The sequence below is a fragment of the Chryseobacterium sp. Tr-659 genome (assembly GCF_011752975.1).
Classification (GTDB): domain Bacteria; phylum Bacteroidota; class Bacteroidia; order Flavobacteriales; family Weeksellaceae; genus Chryseobacterium.
Genome location: NZ_VWWP01000003.1, coordinates 159946 through 182262, shown reverse-complemented (window position 1 = coordinate 182262; position 22317 = coordinate 159946). Strand labels below are relative to the sequence as shown.

Here is a 22317-nt window from a genome sequence, read left to right as displayed (position 1 = left end):
AATATGAACGCGATATTCTCACCAGGCAAACTTATGCTTACTTCAGAATATTTCGCAATCGACGGAGCTCTTGTCTTAGCGGTACCAACCAGGCTGGGACAAGAGTTTTTCTTTGAAGAAAAAAATGATGAAAAATCCCTGATTATCTGGGAGGCTTATCATCAGAACAAATTATGGTTAACAGCTGTTATAGATTATACGAACTGGCAGATCCTGGAGACCAACATTCCATCAAGCGCTGAATTTATCACCAGAACTTTAAAGAATGTTCAGCAGCTTTCTTCTATTAAATTTAAACATAACCTTACGTATCATTTAAGAACCAATCTCCAGTTTCCAGCAGATTATGGGCTGGGAAGCAGTTCTACTTTAATGACCAATCTTGCAGAATGGGCTCAGATTGACCCTTTTTATCTTAATACAATCAGTTTAGGAGGAAGCGGGTACGATATTGCCGTTGCAAAAGAGAAATCTGCCGTGCTTTTCCAGAGCAAACCTGAAATCAGATATGATAAGGTGGATTTTAATCCTCCCTTTAAAAATGAATTGATTTTTATTCATTTAAATCAGAAGCAGGATAGTAGAGAAGGGATCAGCTTTTACAAGTCGAAAAAGAAGTCTCCGGAACTGGTTGATGAATTTTCAGATATCACAAAGAAAATTTTATTATGCAGTGAATTGGAAAGTTTTTCGGAATTAATGATGATTCATGAGAGGAAAATTGCAGATTTTCTTGAAATTTCGACAGTTAAAGAAAAGTTATTCGCAGATTGCCCTTCTTTTGTCAAAAGTTTGGGGGCATGGGGCGGAGATTTTGTAATGAGCGCCAAATTTGGGAGCTATAAAGACTATTTTTGGGAGAAAGGTTTTAATACGGTTTTTGAATGGTCTGATATAATTAATTTATAATCAATATTTTACAAACGCCTTTTTTTATTTGTCATTCTGACTTATATCAGTATATTTAAACCGTCTTTAACAAATAATTAATATTATTTTTGTTGAAAGCAATAAAGAAATAGAAAATATAAGTAAAATGAAAAACACTAAAATCATCCAGGATTTAGAGAAATTAGGGATTAAAGGAAACTATGAGGTAGTGTATAATCCTTCATATGAAGAATTGTATCAGGCTGAAGTTTCTCCTGAAAATCAAGGATTTGAGAAAGCTGAGCTTACAGAATCTGGCGCGGTATCAGTAAAAACAGGAATTTTCACAGGTCGTTCACCTAAAGACAGATATATTGTTCAGGATGATGTTACAAGAGATACAATTTTCTGGGATGGTAAAGTAAATTTACCTACTACAGCGGAAATTTTCGGTTCTTGTAAAGAACTAGTGATGAACCAGCTTTCTGAAGCTAAGAAAATTTATGTAGTTGATGCTTTCTGTGGTACGAATGCAGATACAAGACTTAAAGTAAGATTTATCGTTGAGGTTGCTTGGCAGGCGCATTTCGTAACCAACATGTTCATTCGTCCTTCTCACTATGAACTTGAAAACTTCGGTGAGCCGGATTTCACAGTAATCAACGGATCTAAAACTACGAACCCGAACTGGGAAGCTCAGGGATTAAACTCTGAAAACTTTATCATGTTCAATCTTACTGAAAAGCTACAGATCATCGGAGGTACATGGTACGGAGGTGAAATGAAAAAAGGAATGTTTGCTATGATGAACTATTATCTTCCATTAAAAGGTATGGCTTCTATGCACTGTTCTGCAAACGTAGGTGAAAAAGGTGATGTAGCTTTATTCTTTGGTCTTTCAGGAACAGGTAAAACTACTTTATCTGCAGATCCTAAAAGATATCTTATTGGTGACGATGAGCACGGATGGGATCATAACGGGGTATTCAACTATGAAGGAGGATGCTACGCTAAAGTAATCGATTTATCAGAAGAAAAAGAACCGGATATCTTCAGAGCGATCAAGAGAGATGCGCTTCTTGAAAATGTTGTTGTTCACAATGGAGTAGCAGATTACACTGACGGATCTATCACTGAGAACACAAGAGTTTCTTATCCGATTTATCATATCAATAAAATTGTATTGCCATCTAAGGCTGGCCACGCTAAGAAGATCGTTTATCTTTCTGCAGATGCGTTCGGGGTACTTCCTCCGGTTTCTATCTTAAATGAAGATCAGGCTCAGTACCACTTCCTTTGCGGTTATACATCAAAACTAGCTGGAACAGAAAGAGGAATTACTGAACCTCAGCCATCATTCTCACCTGCATTCGGTGAAGCGTTCCTTACATTACACCCAACAATGTATTCTAAAACATTGATCGGAAAAATGCAGGAGCACGGAGCCAAAGCTTACCTGGTAAACACAGGTTGGAATGGAACTGGAAACAGAATTTCTTTAAAAGATACAAGAGCAATCATTGATGCAATCATTGATGGTTCTATTGATAATGCTCCTAAAACTCAGGTTCCGATCATGAATCTTGAAATTCCTACCGAACTTCCTAATGTTTCTGAAGGTATTTTAGATCCTAGAGATACTTACGATAATGCTTCGGAATGGGAAGAAAAAGCAAAAGATCTTGCTTCAAGATATATCAAGAACTTCGAACAGTACTGTGATACAGAAGAAGGGAAGAAATTAATAGCTTCAGGACCTCAATTACAGGAACAGACTATCTAATCATTAGATTTAACATACTAAAGCCTCATCATTCAGATGAGGCTTTTATTTTTCTATAAAAGATTGCATAAAAGAAATGTATTTTCACATCAGCTTAATCTGTTAAATCAGCGAGAGAATGGCAATTTAAATTATAAAGATTTATTTAAGACTTAATAACGCCAATCTATATCCATCCATTCCAAAGCCTGACAAAACAGCATCTGTATTAGCAGCTGTTACAGACTTCTGCCTGAATTCCTCTCTTTTGTAAATATTGCTGATATGAACTTCAACTTTTGGTTTTCGGATATTCTTCAAACAATCGGCAATAGCATAAGAATAATGGGTGAAAGCTCCCGGATTGATAATAACCGCATCAAAATCATCTTCCTGAAGTCTGTTAATCAGTTCACCTTCAATATTAGACTGATAATATTTTAATTCGTGAGCCTGAAACTCAGACTTTAATTGATCCAAATAGGTTTCCATGGAAATGCTTCCATAGATTTCCGGTTCTCTGGTGCCTAAAAGATTCAGATTAGGACCATTTATAATTAAAACTTTCATCCTATAAAATTAAAAAGTTTTTTTAATTAATGATTAAAAAATCAATGTGATCTATTCTTTTATGTTTTGAATTATTTTCAATGATATATGTCATGTTTGAATAAATGATAATATTTGTAACTCCTTATTTTAATGAATTTTATTAAAATTTTATGTTAATTTTTAAAAAGTTATTGTAAAAAACATATAAGTCTACTTGTTTTGTAGACTAAAAGTTTATAGCTTTGCATCCATATTTCGATCGGCTTATAAAGAAAGACAGAGGGAACTGACCCTGTGAAGTCTTAACAACCTACCTTCGGGCAAGGTGTTACGTTCAGCCTTTAAAGGAAAAATAAGCATTTGGTTTGTCGTATATATCGATGCCCTTTGCTGACTTTTCTGCAAAGGGTAAAATTTTAATATATGATAAATAAAATTGATTATGATTAGCAAAAATTTATTCAATTCTAAAGCCTTGATGCCGTCGGTTGCTGCATTTTTCTTAGGAGTTACCAGTATAAGCGGCCAGAATTCCAAACCCAAAAAGGACAGCCTTGGTGAAAAAGAGATCGATGAAGTAGTGGTAGTAGCTTATGGAAAGGCTAAAAGAAACAGTTATACAGGTTCAGTAGCAACCATTTCAAGTGATAAGATCAATAACAGGCCCGTAACCAATATTACTAAAGCATTGGAAGGGCAGGTGGCCGGAATTCAGACGACAAGTGCTTCGGGCCAGCCGGGTGCCATTTCCACGATAAGGATCAGAGGAATCGGGTCCATAAGTGCTTCCAGTGATCCTTTATATGTTGTTGACGGAATTCCTTTTGATGGGAATCTGAACTCTATAAGCCCTGGAGATATTGAGTCTATCAGTGTTTTGAAAGATGCTACGGCAAGCGCGCTTTATGGTTCAAGAGGTGCCAACGGGATTATTATCATTACGACCAAATCCGGTAAGAAAGGAGAAGCAAAAGTAAACTTTAATATCAGTCAGGGATTTTCGGGAAGAGCGGTAAAAGATTATGAGCAGGTGAGCACAGATCAATATTTTCAATTGTATTGGGAAGCACTGAGAAACGGCTACCAGTCTGGGAAAATTACCTCACAGCAAGCCGCTCAGATGGCAACAGATAATCTTGTTTCAACACTTGGAATCAATCCTTATGGGACAGGTTATCCGAAACCGGTAGGAACTGACGGTAAATTATTACCTGGAGCAACACCTCTGTGGAATGATGACTGGAGAGATATTTTACAAAGGGTAGCATCAAGAAACCAAGCCGATCTGGATATCAGTGGAGGAAGTGAGAAGAGTAATTATTTCTTTTCATTAGGATATCTGGATGATAAAGGGATGGCTATTGAGTCCGGATTTAAAAGATATAATACCAGATTAAAAATAAACTCTGAAGTTAAGAAATGGCTGAACGTAGGAGTGAACCTAAGTTATACAAACAGTATTCAGCAGGCTCCGACTTCTTCAGACTCCAAGGCAAGCAATATCATCAACGCAGCAAGATTCATCCCTTCATTCTATCCATATTATGAAAGAAATGCAGACGGATCTTATGTATTGGATGCTTCCGGACACAGAATTTATGATTTCGGAAAATACAGGCCTACCAATGCTCTTCAGAATCAGAATGCCGCAGCTACTTTACCATTGGATAAGAATGAAAATAAAGAAGATAACTTCTCAGGAAAAGGTTTCATGGAGTTTACTTTCTTACCAGAGTTAAAATTCAAGACGAGTTTCTCTGTGGATCTGGTAAATTATAACGGACATTATTATTCGAATCCGCTTCTTGGGCAAGGAGCAGAGATTGGAGGTTCGGTTACGAAAACAAATACCAGAACGCTTTCTTATACCACCAGTAATATTTTAACCTATGATAAAAAGTTTGGAAAACACCATGTAAATGCTTTGGCAGGTCATGAATTTTATAAATACGATTATCAGACTATTTCAGGTACAAGAAGCCAGTTCTCACTGCCTTATTACTATGAACCGGACGCGGCTTCTTTATTAGGAAGTTTCAGTGGAAACAGTAATCAATTAAGTTTATTGAGTTTCCTGGGAAAAGTAGAATATGATTATAACAATACTTATTTCTTGTCTGCTTCAGGAAGAGCAGACAGTTCTTCAAGGTTTGCACCGGATAACAGATGGGGAAGATTCTGGTCTGTAGGAGGGTCATGGAAAATTTCAAATGAAGAATTCATTAAAAGTCTGAATGTATTTAATCAGCTTACACTTCGTGCAAGTTACGGAGGACAGGGGAATGATAAATTATTGAGACCAAACGGGCAGCCGTTGTATTATGCATATCAGGAACTATACCGATTTATCAGTCTTGGTGGAGAACCGGGAACAACACTTGAAAAAACGTCTACAAAGAATGTAAAGTGGGAAACCAATCTTAATTTAAATGTAGGACTGGAGTTTGCTATTCTGAACAACAGGATTAAAGGTAATATCGAATACTTTAAACGAAAAAGTCAGGATCTTCTATTTAATATGCCGGTAGCTCCGTCATTGGGAATAAGTGATTATCCGGCGAATATCGGGACCATTCAGAATACAGGTTTTGAGTTTTCATTATTTACTACTCCCATCAGAAATGATGACTTCCAATGGAATGTGGATGTGAATCTGAGTACTTTAAATAATAAAGTAACCAAATTACCTGCAGGCTCACTGGTTGTCGGAACCAAATTATTACAAGTGGGAGGTTCTGTTTATGATTTCTTCATTCCGGAATGGGCTGGTGTAGATCCAAGCAATGGAAAGCCATTGTGGAAAACGGTTTCCACAGATGCCAGCGGAAATTCAGTGGAAGGAACTACTTCAGAGTATTCAAAAGCAACAAAACTCTTACAAGGTTCTGCCTTGCCAAAACTGACCGGCGGAATAAGTACAAGTATCACCTATAAGAACTTTGATTTTTCAGGATTACTGACATTCAAGATAGGAGGGAAGATACTGGATACAGACTATACTTCAATCATGCATAACGGAAGTGCCGGAGGACGTGCATGGAGTGTTGAAATGCTTAACAGATGGACTCCGGATAACCCTAATACAGATGTTCCGGGATTAAGTACCACAACCAACAACTGGACTTCAACGTCTTCAAGGTTTTTATACTCAGGAACGTATGCAAGGCTTAAAAACGTAAGTTTAGGATATACGCTTCCTACGGATTATTTTGAAAAGCTCGGACTTAAAAGATTCAGAATCTACATTCAGGCAGAAAATCTTCTGACATTCTATAAACACAAAGGAATGGATCCTGAACAGGCATTGGACGGGACAACTTATTACAGATATCCTGCAATGAGAACAATCACTTTCGGTCTTCAGGCAACTCTTTAACCTTTTTAAAATTGAAACAATGAAAAAAATAATATATATATCGTTTGCATTCATCGGATTATGGTCTATGACAAGTTGTGAGAGTGATCTGGATACGGCACCTACTGATCAGGCGAACAGTGTGGAAGTTTTTAAGACTGCTGAAAGTGCTGAAACGGTTATTAACGGAACCTGGGCAAAATTCAATAATGATGGGACAACCTATGCAAATATTGGTTATTCAACAGTATTGAGAACCAGTGATGCAATGGGAAGTGATGTAGCGGTGTTAACTAATAAATATGGTTTCTCTTCTACGTATGCCTTTACGGAAATGGTGAACAGTACGGCAAGCCGCCCTTTGTTTATCTGGACCATGCTGTATTCTGCAATCAATAATATGAATAATGTTATCACAAGGATTGATGGTACAGAAGGAAGTCAGGAGAAAAAGAATCAGGTAAAAGGGCAGGCCAAGGCATTACGTGCTTTCTGTTATCTGAATCTGGCAAGTTTTTATCAATTCAGCTATCTTAAAGATAAAACAGCTTTAACGGCTCCTATTTATACAGAACCTTCTTCTACAAGTACGGTAGGAAAGAAAAGAGCAAGTCTGGAAGAGATTTATACGTTAATTAAAAATGATCTTACAGAGGCAGATAATTTATTAAAAGATTATACCAGAAATAATAAAGATAAGATTAACCGAGCTGTAGTGAATGGGCTTTTGGCCAGAACTTATCTGAATACGGGAGAATGGGGCAAAGCTTCATCAGCAGCAAAAATAGCAAGAGAAGGTTCTCCTCTGATGGCTCCGGAAAAATATAAAGACGGATTCAATGATATCAGTAATGTGGAATGGATCTGGGGGCACGGGCAGACACAGGAACAGTCTGATGCAAGTTATGCATTCCATTATCTGGATGTATCTTCTTCCGGAAGTTATTATTATAGTTTTATGGCAGATCCTTATTTTAAAGATCTGTTTGATGCGAACGATATCAGATCCCAGTTGTTTTCATGGGACGGGCAGAAAGGAAGGGAAGGCCTGCTGAGATATGCTAAATTTAAATTTAAACCCACTCTTATTGCAGATATTGTTTATATGAGAGCTGCGGAAATGTACCTCATTGAAGCTGAAGCCGAAGCAAGAAGTGGAAATGTTCAGCAGGCAGTTGCTGTTTTAAATCAATTGAAATCTGCAAGAAAAGCTAATGTTTACAGTGGTTCACTTGCACAAAGTGAAGTGGTAAGTGCTGTTTTGATTGAAAGAAGAAAGGAGCTTTTTGGGGAAGGTTTTTCACTTTCCGATATTATCAGAACTCAAGGAACAGTGGTAAGGAAGCCATTTGTAGATGCTGATGGCAAGCCCATAAAAGTTCAGATTACGACACCAGACGGAACTGTGAAAACAGTAGACGGTAAAGGACATTCTGTTCTTGATTTCCCGGATAAGACAGCTTTCAAGCCAAACAGTAATTATTATTTATTCAGTATACCGCAGAGAGAATCTGAAAACAACCCGAATTTATAATCACAGTCCATAATTAGATTTTATTTTCAGCCATTGCTTTTTGCAGTGGCTTTTTATGTAGTATCATTTATTAAATCCCATTAAATAAACGTGACCAGAAGAATTACATGCTTGCGAAGAGGAATGAATGTTTATTCCTTATTTACAATCTCTATTTTTATATCATAAAATGATTGGATGAATTGGTTCCAGAATTTCCTGTTGTATTCCAACTTTGAGCATAAGTACTTGAAATGGTAATACTGAAAATAAATAATAATATTCGTTTCATATGTGTTAATTATAATTATTTAAAAGGGAAGCGAAATATCAGACTTGTATCTGATAATTGTAAATTGGGTTTCTAGTTGTATATAGCTTTTTTGTTTGCTGTAAATATATAAAAAACAAACATTTATTAGGTTTAAATTGCTGGTTATCAGTTATTTTAACCTAATTTATTGAATTGTGAAATAAGATGAAAAAGAAATTTTAAAAGCCTGTTTTTTTTAAATTATAAATGATGATTTGAAGAAAAATTGATTTCAAAAAACCAGACTTTTGTAAACAAGCAGGATGTAAAAACAATCATTTGAAAGCCCGTTCCATTCAAATTCCTTCCATTTTATAAAAAAGTTTTACCTTTGCCACAATGAACCTGTTAAGATGGATACTGGCAATTTATTTCATGGCGTTATCATTGATGCCATGTGCAGATGTATCTCATCCACAGAACTCGGGGAATAATACGGTTTCTATAAATATTCAGGAAAACCATTCAAAAGAAAAAGGGGATATCTGTTCTCCGCTTTGTGCATGCAGCTGTTGTCAGATTACAGTTTCAACATTCAAAATGGACCCTTTACTCGAAATTCCTGAACAAATTCCTGCCTATTTTTCAAAGAAAATCTTATTTCACAAAAACGATTTCGCTTACCAGATTGATGATCCTATCTGGCAGCCTCCCAAAATTTAATTTTTATTAACGATCAGGAAGTTTTCTTTCTGATGATAAACTGTACTTGAAACTTTGCAATACCATTGCAGAGGTTTTCAGGATATTTTTGCTGCAGTAATATAAGCTGTCGGCATTTATTTTCAATAAAAATTAAATATAGATCGTGTTAGATAAAATCATAAAATTCAGTATCAAGAACAAAGCAGTTATTGGTATTATGACATTGGTGCTGGTTATCTGGGGAACCTGGAGTGCTACCAGATTGCCGATAGATGCTGTGCCGGATATTACCAATAACCAGGTACAGATTATTACCGTATGTCCTACATTGGCAGGTCAGGAGGTGGAACAGCTGGTAACATTTCCTATAGAGCAAAGTATTGCCAATGTTCCTGATATTCAGGAAACCAGAAGTATTTCAAGATTCGGACTTTCCGTGATCACTGTCGTTTTCAAAGAAGATGTGAATGTGTATTTCGCCAGACAGCTCATTAGTGAACAGCTGAAAAATGCAGTGGAAGAAATTCCTAAAGGAGTTGGAACCCCTGAATTAGCTCCCGTAAGTACGGGGCTTGGAGAGGTCTACCAGTACATTCTTCACCCTAAAAAAGGAAGTGAAAAAAAATATAATGCAAAGGAACTTCGTACCATGCAGGATTGGATCGTGCGAAGACAGCTTAACGGAACTCCGGGAGTAGCAGAAATCAATAGTTTCGGAGGAGAGCTGAAACAATATGAAGTTGCCATTGATCCCAACCGGCTGAAAGCAATGGGAACAAGTATTACTGAAATATTTACAGCCCTTGAAAAAAATAATCAAAATACAGGAGGTGCTTATATCGATAAAAAGCCCAACGCATACTTTATCCGCGGAATAGGGCTGGTAACTTCTCTCGAAGATATTAAGAATATTGCGGTTAAAAACGAAACCGGAAGCGTTCCGATTTTTATAAAAGATGTTGCTGATGTCCGTTTAGGAAGCGCAGTACGTTACGGAGCTCTTACTTATGACGGAAAAGTAGATGCCGTAGGCGGGGTAGTGATGATGTTAAAAGGTGCCAACAGTAATGAAGTGGTTAGCAATATCAAAGCGAAAATTCCTACCATTCAGAAATCTCTTCCGGATGATGTGGTTATAGAACCGTTTCTGGACAGAACAGATCTTGTAGACAGAGCCATCAATACCGTCGAGAAAAACCTCATCGAAGGAGCATTAATCGTTATTTTCGTTCTTGTTATTTTCCTTGGAAATCTGAGAGCAGGACTTATTGTAGCGTCTGCTATTCCGCTTTCCTTACTGTTTGCGCTTGGAATGATGAATGTTTTTGGAGTAAGCGCCAACCTGATGAGTCTTGGAGCCATAGACTTTGGCTTGATTGTAGACGGTGCAGTTATTATTGTAGAAGCAACATTACACCATTTGGGAGTAAGGAAATCACTGCGGGCACTGACACAATCTGAAATGGACGAAGAGGTATTCCTGTCTGCCTCAAAGATCAGAAGCAGTGCAGCCTTCGGAGAAATTATTATCCTTATCGTATATATTCCGATTCTTACACTGGCTGGGGTAGAAGGAAAAATGTTTACACCGATGGCAAAAACAGTAGGATTTGCAATTCTTGGAGCTTTGATCTTATCCCTGACTTACATTCCGATGATGAGCGCCTTGTTTTTATCTAAGAAAATATCCCACAAAGAAACTTTCTCTGATAAAATGATGAACCGCCTTCAAAAGGTGTATCAGCCATTATTACAGAAAGCCATTAAAGTAAAATATGTTATTGTTTCAGCAACAGCAGTAGTTTTTCTTATTTCTGCATTTATCTTTAAAAATATGGGAGGTGAGTTTATTCCGCAGCTGCAGGAAGGAGATTTTGCTTTCCACTGTATTCTGCCGCAAGGAAGCTCGCTCAGCCAAAGTATAGAAACCTCAATGCAGGCCTCAAGAATTATCAAACAATTTGATGAGGTTAAAATGGTGGTGGGAAAAACCGGATCAGCTGAAGTTCCTACGGATCCTATGCCTCCGGAAGCTACTGATATGATTGTTGTCCTGAAGCCTCAAAGTGAATGGAAAACCAAAAAATCCTATGATCAGCTTGCTGATGAGATCAGTGAGAAATTAGAAACCATTCCCGGGGTATTCTTTGAGAAAAACCAGCCTATTCAGATGCGTTTCAATGAACTAATGACCGGGATTAGACAAGATGTTGCTGTAAAAATATTTGGAGAAAATCTTGATTCTCTGGCAGTGTATGCAGATAAAGTAGGAAAAGTGATTCAAACTGTGGATGGGGCTACGGCACCACAGATTGAAAGAGTAAGCGGTCTTCCACAAATCAATGTACAATATGACAGAACAAGGATAGCCAATTACGGATTAAATATTGAAGATGTCAACAACGCGGTAAGTACAGCCTTTGCAGGAAAAGCGGCTGGACAGGTTTTTGAAAACGAAAGACGTTTTGATTTGGTGGTTCGTCTGGACAGTCTTCACAGAACGGATATTTCAGATGTGAATAATCTGATGATCACTTCCAGCACCGGGGCGCAGATCCCGCTGTCACAGGTGGCTAATATAAGCTACAAACTGGGACCGGCACAGATCAGCCGTGAACAGGGAAAACGCAGAATCGTAATAGGGTTCAACGTAAAAGGTCGTGATGTAGAGAGTGTAGTAAAAGACATTCAGGCAAAATTGGATAAAGTGAAGCTTCCGTCAGGATATTATTTCACGTATGGAGGGCAGTTTGAAAACCTGCAGGAAGCAAGCAAACGCCTGATGATTGCAGTTCCGGTATCTCTGCTTCTTATTTTTATGTTGTTGTACTTCACATTCCGATCATTCAAGCAGGCCGCATTAATTTTCACAGCAATTCCAATGAGTGCGATTGGTGGCGTTTTTGCTCTTCTCGTAAGAGATATGCCGTTCAGTATCAGTGCGGGAATCGGATTTATTGCACTCTTCGGAGTCGCAGTACTTAACGGGATCGTTCTGATCGGAACTTTTAATCAATTGGAAAAAGAGGGCGAAAAAGATATACTGAAAAGAGTATTTGAAGGAACAAAAACGAGATTGAGACCCGTTTTAATGACGGCTACAGTAGCCTCCTTAGGATTTTTACCCATGGCTATTTCCACGGGAGCAGGAGCTGAAGTTCAGAAACCATTGGCAACGGTAGTTATCGGGGGATTGGTAACCGCTACATTCCTTACGCTATTCGTATTGCCGATGCTGTATATTATTTTTAACACAAAGATTTTGAAAAGAAAAAATAACAATCCAGGAACATTTACGATTGTTCTTGTTATAGGATTTATGATGCTGGGGCAGACTTTTAAAGCACAGATCACTCCAATATCTGTTGAAAAGGCAGTTGAGATGGCTGTCAACAATAATTTAACATTACAATCAAAAGAACTTAGCATTAAATCCGCGGAAGCATTAAGACCTACATCCAAAGAACTTCCAAAACTCAGTGTTGAAGCCCAGCTGGGACAATACAATAGCCCGAAGTTTGACCAGTCGTTTGCTATTTCACAAAGCATTCCTTTTCCAACCCTATTTAAAGCAAGAAAAGAGCTGATCAATGAAAATATAAAGAGCAAACAGATTGATAAAGAAATTACAACCAATGAGCTGATCAAACAGGTTCGTACTTATTATTATCACATTGAATACCTTCAGTATAACAAAGCCCAGCTGACGAGCCTGGATAAGTATTATGAGGAATTTATCAGAATTGCGACCGTGAGATTTAAAGCAGGTGATATCAAGAAGATTGAGATTAATACTGCAGAAACGCAGAAAGGTGAAATTGATCTGCTGCTGAGACAGAATGAAGTATATCTGAACAATGCCTACAAAAACTTAAAAACACTTTTAAATACCTCAGAAGAATTGGAAGTACCTTTTAAACAAGATTATGAACCATTAAAGGCTGAAAATGTTCTGGATAGTTCAGCTGTTGCGAATAACCCTTCAGTAAAGGCTTTTTATCAGGAAATGGAAATTGCTGAGAAAAATAAAAAGGTTGAAAAATCTCTTGGATTACCGGATTTCAGTTTAGGTTATACCAATCAATCCTTAATTGGCCTTCATACCATCAACGGACAGGAAAATTATTATAACTCAGGAAAGCGATTCCAGTCTGCAACGGTGGGTGTGTCAATTCCTTTGACATTTGGAGCTACAAAAGCAAGAATTCAGGCCCTGGAATATGACAGACAGGTTGCAGAAACCAAGGCAAAAATGCAGCAGAAACAACTTACGGCTCAGCTGGAAAATGCTTTTGGGCAATATCAGCAGGATGTACAGCAATATGAGTATTATACCACTCAAGCGCTCCCTAATGCTGAAAAAATTGTAAAAGCCGCTCAGCTAGGATATAAAACAGGAGAGATTTCCTATGTGGAATATCTTTTTGCCTTACAGACCGCAACGAATATTCAATTAAAATACCTGGAATCGATCCAGCAGGTAAATCAATCTGTAGTTACTATTAATTCAATCATCAATAAATAACATGAAAATAAAACATAATATCATATATCTGACAGTCACTGCTCTTTTTATTGTAAGCTGCGGAAAACAAGAGAAAGCAACAGAAAAAACAGAAGTTAAAACTGAACAGGCTGAAAAAGGGCATGCAGAAGAAGTGCAGACTATCGCTTCATTAACGGAAGAGCAGATGAAGTCTGTAGGTGTTGCCTTAGGAACCGTTGAAATGAAAGAACTTACATCCACTATAAAAGCCAATGGGCTTCTGAGCGTTCCCAACAGCAATAAGGCTACAATCACTTCTCTATACGGAGGAATTATTAAAACAATCAATATTCAGGTGGGAAGCATTGTGAAAAAAGGACAGGTGATTGCAACTATCGTGAACCCGGAATACATCCAGCTTCAGGAAGATTATCTGACGACAAACAGCAGAATTACCTATGCAGAGCAGGAATACAGAAGACAAAGAGAGCTTTTTGATAACGATGCCGGAGCAAAGAAAAACCTTCAAAGTGCCGATGCAGAACTGAAAACATTAAGAACAAAAAGAGCATCACTTTTAAAACAGCTTCAGATGATGGGAATAAGCCCGGGAAAAGTCAACAATGGAAATATGAGGTCTGGTTTAGTCATTACAGCACCTATTAGCGGTACAATCAGCAGTATCACGGCACAGATTGGAAGCTATGTGGATATTTCTTCACCCGTTGCTACCGTCATAGATAACGGCTCCATTCATCTCGATCTTCAGGTTTTTGAAAAAGATCTTCCTAAAATGAGAGTGGGGCAGATTGTTCACTTTAAGCTGACGAATAATCCTGAAACGGAATACGATGCAAAAATTTATAGTATCGGGTCCTCTTTTGAAAACGAAAGCAAGACTATTTCCATGCATTGCGAAGTAATCGGAAATAAATCAGGATTAATTGACGGGATGAATATCACCGGAATTGTAAGCCTGGATAAAAGTACTACGCCGGCTGTTCCTACCGAGGCCATTGTAGAAGCAGACGGAAAGTATTATGTCTTTATACAGACCGATAAAAAAGCAGAGGAAGAACATGAGGAAAAGGGGAAACCTCATCCGAAAACCTTAAACTTTGAAAAAATAGAAGTAGTAAAAGGAACATCTGATATGGGATATACAGCCATTACATCGGTGGGGAATATTCCGGACAATGCAAAAATTGTTGTAAAAGGAGCCTTTTTTGTCAATGCCAAACTGGTTAATTCAGGCGAGCACGAACATTAATGCAAGCCATTTTAACCTGTGAAATGTCGATTTTTATGCTTAAATTAGAGCTGTTTACGGACTTATTATAAAAACCGGCAAAAGAAAGTAAAGATTATCTTACAATGAAACAACCTAAGAATATGAGATGTTTCTGGTTTAAAAAATGTTTTTATAATATTTAATACATGATTCCATATGCTATTAAACAAAAAAATATCAGTCTGGTATTTCATCCGTGAAATAAAATCTCAGATACTCTTCATTGGAATATTTGCCGTAGCGATAGGTCTTCTGGATATGTTGCCATGGTTCCGTAAAATATCACTTCCTTTGAATATACCTGCACTTTTAGGGACGGCGGTTTCATTGCTGCTCGCCTTCAGAACTTCTCAATCCTACGAAAGATGGTGGGAAGCCAGAACCGTTTGGGGAGCTGTTGTGAATGATTCCCGGTCACTTGTAAGACTGCTTATTCAATTTATGCCCAAAGGAGAGGATAAGACAATAAAAGAATTTGCCGAAAGACAGATTATCTGGACCTATGCTCTGGGAGAATCTCTGCGAAAGCTTCCATTCTCAGATAAAGTTCAGCAGTATCTGGATAAAAACGGGATCAGGGCAGCCAATATTCCCAATGCTATTCTGGATGAACATTCCAGACAGCTGAAAGAAATTGCAGCTTCCAAAGGTTTAACAGATTTTCAGCAAATGCAGCTTAATGATATGATCACTAGGCTCTGCGACAGTATGGGAAAATGTGAAAGACTGAAGAATACGGTTTTCCCCCGTTCTTATAGTGTTTTGGTTCATATTCTCATTTATGTATTCGCAGCAATTCTGCCTTTTGGACTTGATGATTCACAGCTGGCAGTTGAAATTATGATCACTTTCCTGGTTCCGGTAACGTTTATTGCCATAGAAAAGACCTCAATCATTATGCAGGATCCTTTTGAAAACGGTCCGGTAGATACCCCTATGACATCTTTGGCGCAGACCATAGAAATCAACATCAGACAGATGATTGGTGAACAAAATGTTCCGCCAAAAAAAGAAAATACATCCTATTATGAAATGTAATTAAACCATAAACAAAATATGGAAAATACACCAACACAAACCCCTTCTGCCGCAAGCAGACATAAGAAAAACCTTCTGATCGTTCTTGGGCTTAGCGGTACTTATCTCATTGCTGAGGTAATAGGAGGAATTGTTACCAATAGTCTCGCATTATTGGCGGATGCTGCTCATATGCTTACAGATGTTGTAGGGCTGTTGCTGGCATTTATAGCGATCAAAATAGGAGAAAAAAGGGCAGATCCTTCCAGAACATACGGGTATTACCGTACAGAGATACTCGCAGCGGTTGTTAATGCCGTTGTTTTGCTGGGGATTTCGATCTATGTTTTGTTCGAAGCCTATCAACGATTTCAGAATCCACCGGAAGTACAGAGTCAATCTATGCTGATTGTAGCAGGAATAGGATTGATAGTGAATATTGTCGGAATGATGATTTTAAGAAAAGATTCTGAAGGCAGCCTGAACATGAAAGGAGCCTATTTTGAAGTGCTTTCAGATATGCTTACTTCCGTAGGGGTAATGATTGCCGGAGTTATTATGCTCACAACAGGCTGGTACTACGCCGATCCTTTAATCTCTGCAGCAATCGGATTATTAATTTTCCCGAGAACATGGAGATTGTTGAAAGAAGCGATCAATGTTTTACTCGAAGGAACTCCAAAAGACGTTGATATTAAAGAACTCCGCAAATCATTGGAACAGACTCCGGGAGTAAAAAATATTCATGATCTTCATGTCTGGTCGCTTACATCAAGTGTGAATGCTATGAGTGCACATGTAGTAAAAAATGAACATATTTCTCAAAATCAATTATTAAAAACATTAACGGATACAACTGTTAATAACTTTAAGATCAGTCATACCACTTTCCAGATAGAAGAGGAAGGATACGAAGAAAATGAAGTACATCTGTAAAATTGAAAAGAAGAACAATGAAAAAAGATATAGAACACAAACTCATCGATAAAAATACCAAACCTACCAGTATGAGAATTCTGGTATACGATTTTTTAAGTTCTCAGGAAGCAGCGATGTCTCTCTCCGAAATAGAAAATCATTTTGAAAATGCAGACAGGATAACCATCTACAGAACATTAAAAACGTTTGAAGAAAAAGGAATTGTTCACAGCATTCAGGAAAATACTACCACGAAATACAAATTATGTGATGACGAATGTGATGAGAAAACACACAAAGACTGGCATTTGCATTTCTACTGTAAGATATGCAAGCAAACTACCTGCAAAGAAGATATTTCCTTTCCGGAAAACATACAGACCAATTTCAGAATAGATGAAATAAGACTCTTTGCCAAAGGAATCTGCGAAAACTGCCTTGAAAGTTTGCAATAGCATTGCATCAGTCTCACCCTTACATTTGTATAAAAATATCAGTTATGGAAAAATGCTGTAGTACAACCCCTGAAAAAAAAGAACTAAAAGGACATAACCACAATCACACAGAAGGAGACGGACATGATCATGACGGTCATGGACACTCTCATGATACAGGAGATCAGACGATCTTTCAGATGTTTCTCCCTGCCATCATTTCTTTTGTGATTCTTCTGATAGGAATTGGTTTTGACAATTATATAAAACCGACATGGTTTACCGGATGGGTACGTCTAGTATGGTTTCTGGCAGCCTATATTCCTGTTGGATTTCCGGTGTTGAGGGATGCTTATAAAAGTATCATCAAAGGAGACGTGTTTTCAGAATTCTTTCTGATGAGTATCGCAACTATCGGAGCCTTTGCTATCGGAGAATATCCCGAAGGAGTAGCGGTAATGCTGTTTTATGCCGTAGGAGAAGTATTTCAGTCTATGGCAGTAAGCAGAGCAAAAGGAAACATTAAAGCTTTGTTGGATCAACGTCCGGATGAAGTGACTATTATGGTTAATAATCAACCTAAAACCATTAAAGCCAAAGAAACTAAAATAGAAGATATTATCCAGTTGAAACCAGGTGAAAAGCTGGCACTGGACGGTGAACTGCTTTCAGATACAGCATCGTTCAATACAGCGGCTTTAACAGGAGAAAGTAAACCGGATACCAAAAATAAAGGTGAAACAGTATTGGCAGGAATGATCAATATGAACAGTATTGCCCTGGTAAAAGTAACAACGGCTTATGAAGACAGTAAACTGAGTAAAATCCTGGAACTGGTACAGAATGCTACCGCCCAGAAAGCTCCAACTGAGCTGTTCATCAGAAAATTTGCGAAAGTATATACACCGATTGTCGTATTTCTGGCAATAACCATCTGTTTACTGCCTTATTTCTTTGTAAGTGATTATGTTTTCAGAGACTGGCTGTATCGGGCACTGATCTTCCTTGTGATCTCTTGTCCCTGTGCATTGGTTATCTCTATTCCGCTGGGATACTTCGGAGGAATTGGTGCAGCAAGCCGTAACGGGATACTATTCAAAGGAAGTAATTTTCTTGACAGTATTGCGGAGATTCAGAATGTAGTGATGGATAAAACAGGCACGATGACCGAAGGAGTTTTCAAAGTTCAGGAAGTAAGCATCAGCCCGGAGTTCAATAAAAATGAAATCCTTCAAATGGTGAATGCATTGGAAAGTAAAAGTACCCACCCGGTAGCTACAGCAATTCACAATTATGTAGGAGAGATCAATCACTCTATTCCATTGGAGGAAGTAGAGGAAATTGCAGGGCATGGATTAAAAGCTACGGTGAATGGTAAAGATCTTTTGGTAGGGAATTTCAAATTAATGGATAAATTCAATATCCGCTATGATCTCAATCATGCCAATATTGTATATACTCTGATTGCGGTAGCCTATGATAAAAAGTTTGCCGGATATATTACCATTGCAGACAGCATCAAGGAAGATGCAAAGGAAACCGTTGACAACCTTCATAAAATGAATGTAAAAGCTACCATGCTAAGCGGCGATAAGAATACGGTGGTAAAATATGTGGCAGATCAGCTCGGTATCGATAATGCGTTCGGAGATCTTTTACCTGAAGACAAAGTAAATAAAGTAAAAGAGATTAAAGCTAAGAACCAAACGGTAGCTTTCGTAGGAGACGGTGTGAATGATGCGCCTGTAGTAGCTCTGAGTGATGTAGGAATTGCAATGGGAGGACTGGGAAGCGATGCTACCATTGAGACAGCTGATGTCGTTATTCAGGATGATAAACCGAGTAAAATTCCAATGGCAATCAATATCGGAAAACAAACGAAAAAGATCGTTTGGCAGAATATTATCCTGGCCTTTGCAGTAAAAGCCGTAGTATTAGTTCTAGGTGCGGGAGGATTAGCCACCATGTGGGAGGCTGTGTTTGCAGATGTGGGAGTTGCATTGCTGGCTATTTTGAATGCTGTGAGAATTCAGAGGATGAAATTTTGAGAGGTAAATGGCGAAGAAAGCAAAGAAGGTGAAAAAGGATCTTAATCGATAATAAACACAACTAAATTATATTCAATAAAAGCTCTGCTGAATTTTCGGTGGAGCTTTTGTTTTTACATGACACACCATAAATATTTGTATATGCTAACAAAACAAAAAGCTCCTTAGGAGACCCCACAGAGCTTTTATTAACAAGATTAAACTTTTTATAAAGAACTAAATTTTAACAGGAAGATATTTGATCCAAAGATCAAAATGTATCATCAAATTTCGGAATAATAGCAACAAGACAGCAGATACAGTTTTGTAATTTTTCTGGGTAACAGTTAAGAACTAATATCTGATCCTAACAAGCACCAATGACATTCATCATAAATAGAGCATAAAACAATTTTGAAGTAGTATATTTGCAGCAGAGAACAAAGTAGTTGAGATTATTGATTTCCATATTCATCATTTTTACAGTAGCAGTACGTCCGGTTTTGCCATTGGTGAATTATGCCATTAATTATGACTACATCGTAAAGAATCTTTGTGAGAACAGAAATGTGCCACAGTCAACCTGTAAAGGAAAATGTTATGTGGAAAAAGAGCTGGCTAAGACCGAAAAGCAGTCCAATAGTTCTCAAACTATAAAGATTGCCGGATTAGATGTATTTCTTTCTAACGATATTCTTTCGTTCTCTGAGAACCTGAATTCTGAACTTCTCTCTGAAATTCCGGATTCAAGTTACTTCAATTCCCACTCTTCAGAATACTTTTCCAGGATATTTCATCCGCCGTTGGTATAAAATTTAAATTAAACTAAGATTTTAGTTTTTGCTTGGAAGTACTATCATTTGACCCGGAATTTATAAGATCACTAAGATGAAATTCATGGATTTTTTGTGTCTTTTGTAATACTTTGAGACAAAATTTTATTTAACATTATCAATTTCAATTTAACATTAAAATGAAATCTCCAATTATTGTGGCTGCACTGCTGTCCATATCCTTATTTTCGTGTGCTAAAGAAACGCCTCAGGTAAAGCATAAAAGCCATATGAGCTCTTCAAAGGAAAATTTGAACAATATTAAGGTAGTGAATGAAGAAGATCCGATCTGTCATATGAAAACAGCCGAATTTCTGAAAGATACTACCATGTATAAAGATAAAATGTACGGTTTTTGCAGCGCTTACTGCAAAGATGAATTCAAAAAAAGCCCTGAAAAGTATGTCCAAAAATAAAAAGACCAATAATAAAAGTAAAGTCATTATACCCATTGCGGTTATAGCACTTCTTTTCCTGGGTATTGGTGTAGGAATGGGATATTTTAAAAAGAATCTCTATACGGTAATGAAAGTTCCCGATTTTGAACTCACCGATCAGAACAATAAAAAAATTACCAACAGGGATATGCTGGGAAAAGTGTATCTGGTTGAGTTCTTCTTCAGTAAATGCCCTACCATTTGCCCTGTAATGAATACCAATATGAAGGCGATCCAGAATCAGATCAATGATCCGAACTTTGGAATAATCTCCATAAGCATTGATCCAGTAAACGATACCCCTCAAGCACTGAAAGAACATGCGCAGAGAATAGGAGCCCAATCTCCCAACTGGCATTTTTTAACCGGAGACAGAACTTATATCGGTAATCTTGCAGACCAGTTCAATATCTATGTTGGTGATAAGGAAGATGAAGGAGAAAGTCTTAATCATAGTGGAATGATTGCGCTGGTAGACCAGGAAGGAAACATTCGCTGTAGATATAACAAAGAGAATATGCCTATTTTGTATTATTCAGGATTAAATTATGAAGATCCGGAAGGTAAAACTCCGAAGCTTACGGGGAGGTATCACCCGGACAGGGAAATCCTGATTGAAGATATTAAGAAATTATTGAAATAAGAGAGATAGGAGAGTGAAGCTGGAAGCTGTATGTACTCTTGGGCGATAAAATAAATAGCCATAGAAGTTAGAAGTTGAAAAATTCATAGCATGTTGCAGATTACTTCCATCACCCCGCTTCCATCTTCCCGCCAATAAAAAAACAATATTAAACCATAAACAAAAACGTTATGAAGATTTTGAAAATAGCTGCTGTAAGTGCAGTTTTCGCAGCTCAGTTTACACTGGCTCAGTTCAAGCAGACACCGCTGCCATATGCTTATAATGCATTGGAGGGATCAATTGATGCCCAAACCATGGAAATACACTATTCAAAACATGGTGCAGCTTATACCAGCAACCTGAATAAGGCTATTGCAGGAACGCCACAGGAAAAACAGACTTTAGTTCAGATCCTTGCAGAAACTTCCAAATTAAGCCCTGCTGTAAGAAACAATGCCGGAGGCCACTATAACCACGAACTTTTCTGGACAATTCTTACTCCGGAAAAAAATACGCAGCCATCTGCAAAATTGGCAAAGGCAATTAATGAAACTTTTGGAAGCCTTGATGCTTTTAAAGAGAAAATGAGTAAAGCGGGTGCAGATCGTTTCGGCTCCGGATGGGCGTGGCTTTCTGTGGATAAAAACGGAAAACTATTCGTTTCGTCAACCCCTAATCAGGATAATCCATTGATGGATATTGTAGAAGAAAAAGGAACTCCTATTCTTGGAATTGATGTTTGGGAGCATGCTTATTATTTAAAATATCAAAACAAAAGAGCAGACTATCTTTCAGCAATCTGGAATGTACTGAACTGGAAAGAAGTAAGCAGAAGATATGATGAAGTATTAAGTAAAAAATAAGTTCATGAAATTATTTTACAGCATACTTTTTACCTTGTATATGGTGTTCAGGCCTCTGATACCCCTGGTAGAGTATGCTGTAAATTATGATTATATTACGAAGGTTCTCTGTATCAATAAATCCAGGCCCGAAGTTCATTGTAATGGAAAATGTTATCTGAATAAGGAGCTGGCGAAAGTTAATGATTCCGAATCTTCACCTTTACAAAAGGCAAAAAATTCAGGGCAGAAAATCTTAGATATTTATATTCTTCCTGAGACTGCAGAAATCACTGCCACGGAAAAGTTTCCGTTTTTCAACTTCAGTTTTACCTACGAAACAGCCTATTCTTTCTTGTTTCTTGCTCACATTTTCAAACCACCGGTTTTTTAAGTT

Annotated in this window: 17 protein-coding genes and 1 riboswitch; of the genes, 16 read left to right on the top strand and 1 reads right to left on the bottom strand. The window is 37.6% G+C overall.

Going from position 1 to position 22317, the window contains the following annotated elements:
- Nucleotides 1–3: 3 nt before the first annotated feature.
- Both F3J23_RS08475 and pckA read left to right on the top strand, forming a co-directional pair.
- Complete coding sequence (locus tag F3J23_RS08475; RefSeq protein WP_167026976.1) at nucleotides 4–909, top strand: GYDIA family GHMP kinase; 906 nt, start codon at nucleotides 4–6, stop codon at nucleotides 907–909.
- 127 nt (nucleotides 910–1036) lie between these two features.
- Nucleotides 1037–2653, top strand: coding sequence for a phosphoenolpyruvate carboxykinase (ATP) (gene pckA, locus F3J23_RS08470; RefSeq protein WP_167026973.1), 1617 nt, complete (start codon nucleotides 1037–1039; stop codon nucleotides 2651–2653).
- 141 nt (nucleotides 2654–2794) lie between these two features.
- On the opposite strand, the gene F3J23_RS08465 is transcribed toward pckA, so the two are convergent.
- Nucleotides 2795–3202, bottom strand: coding sequence for a type II 3-dehydroquinate dehydratase (locus F3J23_RS08465; RefSeq protein ID WP_167026971.1), 408 nt, complete (start codon nucleotides 3200–3202; stop codon nucleotides 2795–2797).
- Between the two features lie 243 nt (nucleotides 3203–3445).
- Nucleotides 3446–3543: riboswitch (SAM riboswitch) on the top strand.
- 83 nt (nucleotides 3544–3626) lie between these two features.
- Here F3J23_RS08465 and F3J23_RS08460 point away from each other — a divergent pair.
- The 14 genes from F3J23_RS08460 to F3J23_RS08395 all read left to right on the top strand — a co-directional run bounded on the left by F3J23_RS08460 (nucleotide 3627) and on the right by F3J23_RS08395 (nucleotide 22314).
- Nucleotides 3627–6560, top strand: a complete 2934-nt coding sequence (locus tag F3J23_RS08460; protein ID WP_167026968.1) for a SusC/RagA family TonB-linked outer membrane protein — start codon at nucleotides 3627–3629, stop codon at nucleotides 6558–6560.
- A gap of 19 nt (nucleotides 6561–6579) precedes the next feature.
- Entirely contained in the window at nucleotides 6580–8073 is a 1494-nt protein-coding gene (locus tag F3J23_RS08455; protein WP_167026965.1) for a RagB/SusD family nutrient uptake outer membrane protein, read from the top strand.
- A gap of 631 nt (nucleotides 8074–8704) precedes the next feature.
- Entirely contained in the window at nucleotides 8705–9028 is a 324-nt protein-coding gene (locus tag F3J23_RS08450) for a DUF6660 family protein (protein WP_167026962.1), read from the top strand.
- A gap of 145 nt (nucleotides 9029–9173) precedes the next feature.
- A complete protein-coding gene (locus tag F3J23_RS08445; RefSeq protein WP_167026959.1) occupies nucleotides 9174–13535 on the top strand; it encodes a CusA/CzcA family heavy metal efflux RND transporter in 4362 nt (1453 codons plus the stop codon).
- A gap of 1 nt (nucleotide 13536) precedes the next feature.
- On the top strand, nucleotides 13537–14766 hold the full coding sequence (locus F3J23_RS08440) for an efflux RND transporter periplasmic adaptor subunit (protein WP_167026956.1): 1230 nt from the start codon (nucleotides 13537–13539) through the stop codon (nucleotides 14764–14766).
- A gap of 177 nt (nucleotides 14767–14943) precedes the next feature.
- Complete coding sequence (locus tag F3J23_RS08435; RefSeq protein WP_167026953.1) at nucleotides 14944–15825, top strand: bestrophin family protein; 882 nt, start codon at nucleotides 14944–14946, stop codon at nucleotides 15823–15825.
- Nucleotides 15826–15843: 18 nt separating this feature from the next.
- The gene (locus F3J23_RS08430) at nucleotides 15844–16740 is read left to right on the top strand and encodes a cation diffusion facilitator family transporter (RefSeq protein ID WP_167026950.1); all 897 of its coding nucleotides are present in this window, start codon (nucleotides 15844–15846) and stop codon (nucleotides 16738–16740) included.
- Nucleotides 16741–16757: 17 nt separating this feature from the next.
- Nucleotides 16758–17177, top strand: coding sequence for a Fur family transcriptional regulator (locus tag F3J23_RS08425; protein WP_167026947.1), 420 nt, complete (start codon nucleotides 16758–16760; stop codon nucleotides 17175–17177).
- A 44-nt stretch (nucleotides 17178–17221) separates the two neighbouring features.
- A complete protein-coding gene (locus F3J23_RS08420) occupies nucleotides 17222–19204 on the top strand; it encodes a heavy metal translocating P-type ATPase (RefSeq protein WP_167026944.1) in 1983 nt (660 codons plus the stop codon).
- A gap of 428 nt (nucleotides 19205–19632) precedes the next feature.
- Complete coding sequence (locus F3J23_RS08415; protein ID WP_167026941.1) at nucleotides 19633–19995, top strand: hypothetical protein; 363 nt, start codon at nucleotides 19633–19635, stop codon at nucleotides 19993–19995.
- Nucleotides 19996–20156: 161 nt separating this feature from the next.
- Entirely contained in the window at nucleotides 20157–20432 is a 276-nt protein-coding gene (locus tag F3J23_RS08410; RefSeq protein WP_167026938.1) for a YHS domain-containing protein, read from the top strand.
- Nucleotides 20419–21096: an SCO family protein gene (locus F3J23_RS08405; protein ID WP_185156444.1), complete on the top strand. Its 678-nt coding sequence runs from the start codon at nucleotides 20419–20421 to the stop codon at nucleotides 21094–21096. The genes F3J23_RS08410 and F3J23_RS08405 overlap by 14 nt, the downstream gene beginning before the upstream one ends.
- 170 nt (nucleotides 21097–21266) lie before the next feature.
- Entirely contained in the window at nucleotides 21267–21941 is a 675-nt protein-coding gene (locus tag F3J23_RS08400) for a superoxide dismutase (protein WP_167026935.1), read from the top strand.
- A gap of 4 nt (nucleotides 21942–21945) precedes the next feature.
- A complete protein-coding gene (locus tag F3J23_RS08395; RefSeq protein ID WP_228455297.1) occupies nucleotides 21946–22314 on the top strand; it encodes a hypothetical protein in 369 nt (122 codons plus the stop codon).
- Nucleotides 22315–22317: the final 3 nt, after the last annotated feature.

Bases quoted from the DNA above. Each gene is read 5' to 3' on its own strand.
- F3J23_RS08475 (WP_167026976.1), top strand. From the start codon at position 4: ATGAACGCGATATTCTCACCAGGCAAACTTATGCTTACTTCAGAATAT.
- pckA (WP_167026973.1), top strand. From the start codon at position 1,037: ATGAAAAACACTAAAATCATCCAGGATTTAGAGAAATTAGGGATTAAA.
- F3J23_RS08465 (WP_167026971.1), bottom strand. From the start codon at position 3,202: ATGAAAGTTTTAATTATAAATGGTCCTAATCTGAATCTTTTAGGCACC.
- F3J23_RS08460 (WP_167026968.1), top strand. From the start codon at position 3,627: ATGATTAGCAAAAATTTATTCAATTCTAAAGCCTTGATGCCGTCGGTT.
- F3J23_RS08455 (WP_167026965.1), top strand. From the start codon at position 6,580: ATGAAAAAAATAATATATATATCGTTTGCATTCATCGGATTATGGTCT.
- F3J23_RS08450 (WP_167026962.1), top strand. From the start codon at position 8,705: ATGAACCTGTTAAGATGGATACTGGCAATTTATTTCATGGCGTTATCA.
- F3J23_RS08440 (WP_167026956.1), top strand. From the start codon at position 13,537: ATGAAAATAAAACATAATATCATATATCTGACAGTCACTGCTCTTTTT.
- F3J23_RS08435 (WP_167026953.1), top strand. From the start codon at position 14,944: ATGCTATTAAACAAAAAAATATCAGTCTGGTATTTCATCCGTGAAATA.
- F3J23_RS08430 (WP_167026950.1), top strand. From the start codon at position 15,844: ATGGAAAATACACCAACACAAACCCCTTCTGCCGCAAGCAGACATAAG.
- F3J23_RS08425 (WP_167026947.1), top strand. From the start codon at position 16,758: ATGAAAAAAGATATAGAACACAAACTCATCGATAAAAATACCAAACCT.
- F3J23_RS08420 (WP_167026944.1), top strand. From the start codon at position 17,222: ATGGAAAAATGCTGTAGTACAACCCCTGAAAAAAAAGAACTAAAAGGA.
- F3J23_RS08410 (WP_167026938.1), top strand. From the start codon at position 20,157: ATGAAATCTCCAATTATTGTGGCTGCACTGCTGTCCATATCCTTATTT.
- F3J23_RS08405 (WP_185156444.1), top strand. From the start codon at position 20,419: ATGTCCAAAAATAAAAAGACCAATAATAAAAGTAAAGTCATTATACCC.
- F3J23_RS08400 (WP_167026935.1), top strand. From the start codon at position 21,267: ATGAAGATTTTGAAAATAGCTGCTGTAAGTGCAGTTTTCGCAGCTCAG.
- F3J23_RS08395 (WP_228455297.1), top strand. From the start codon at position 21,946: ATGAAATTATTTTACAGCATACTTTTTACCTTGTATATGGTGTTCAGG.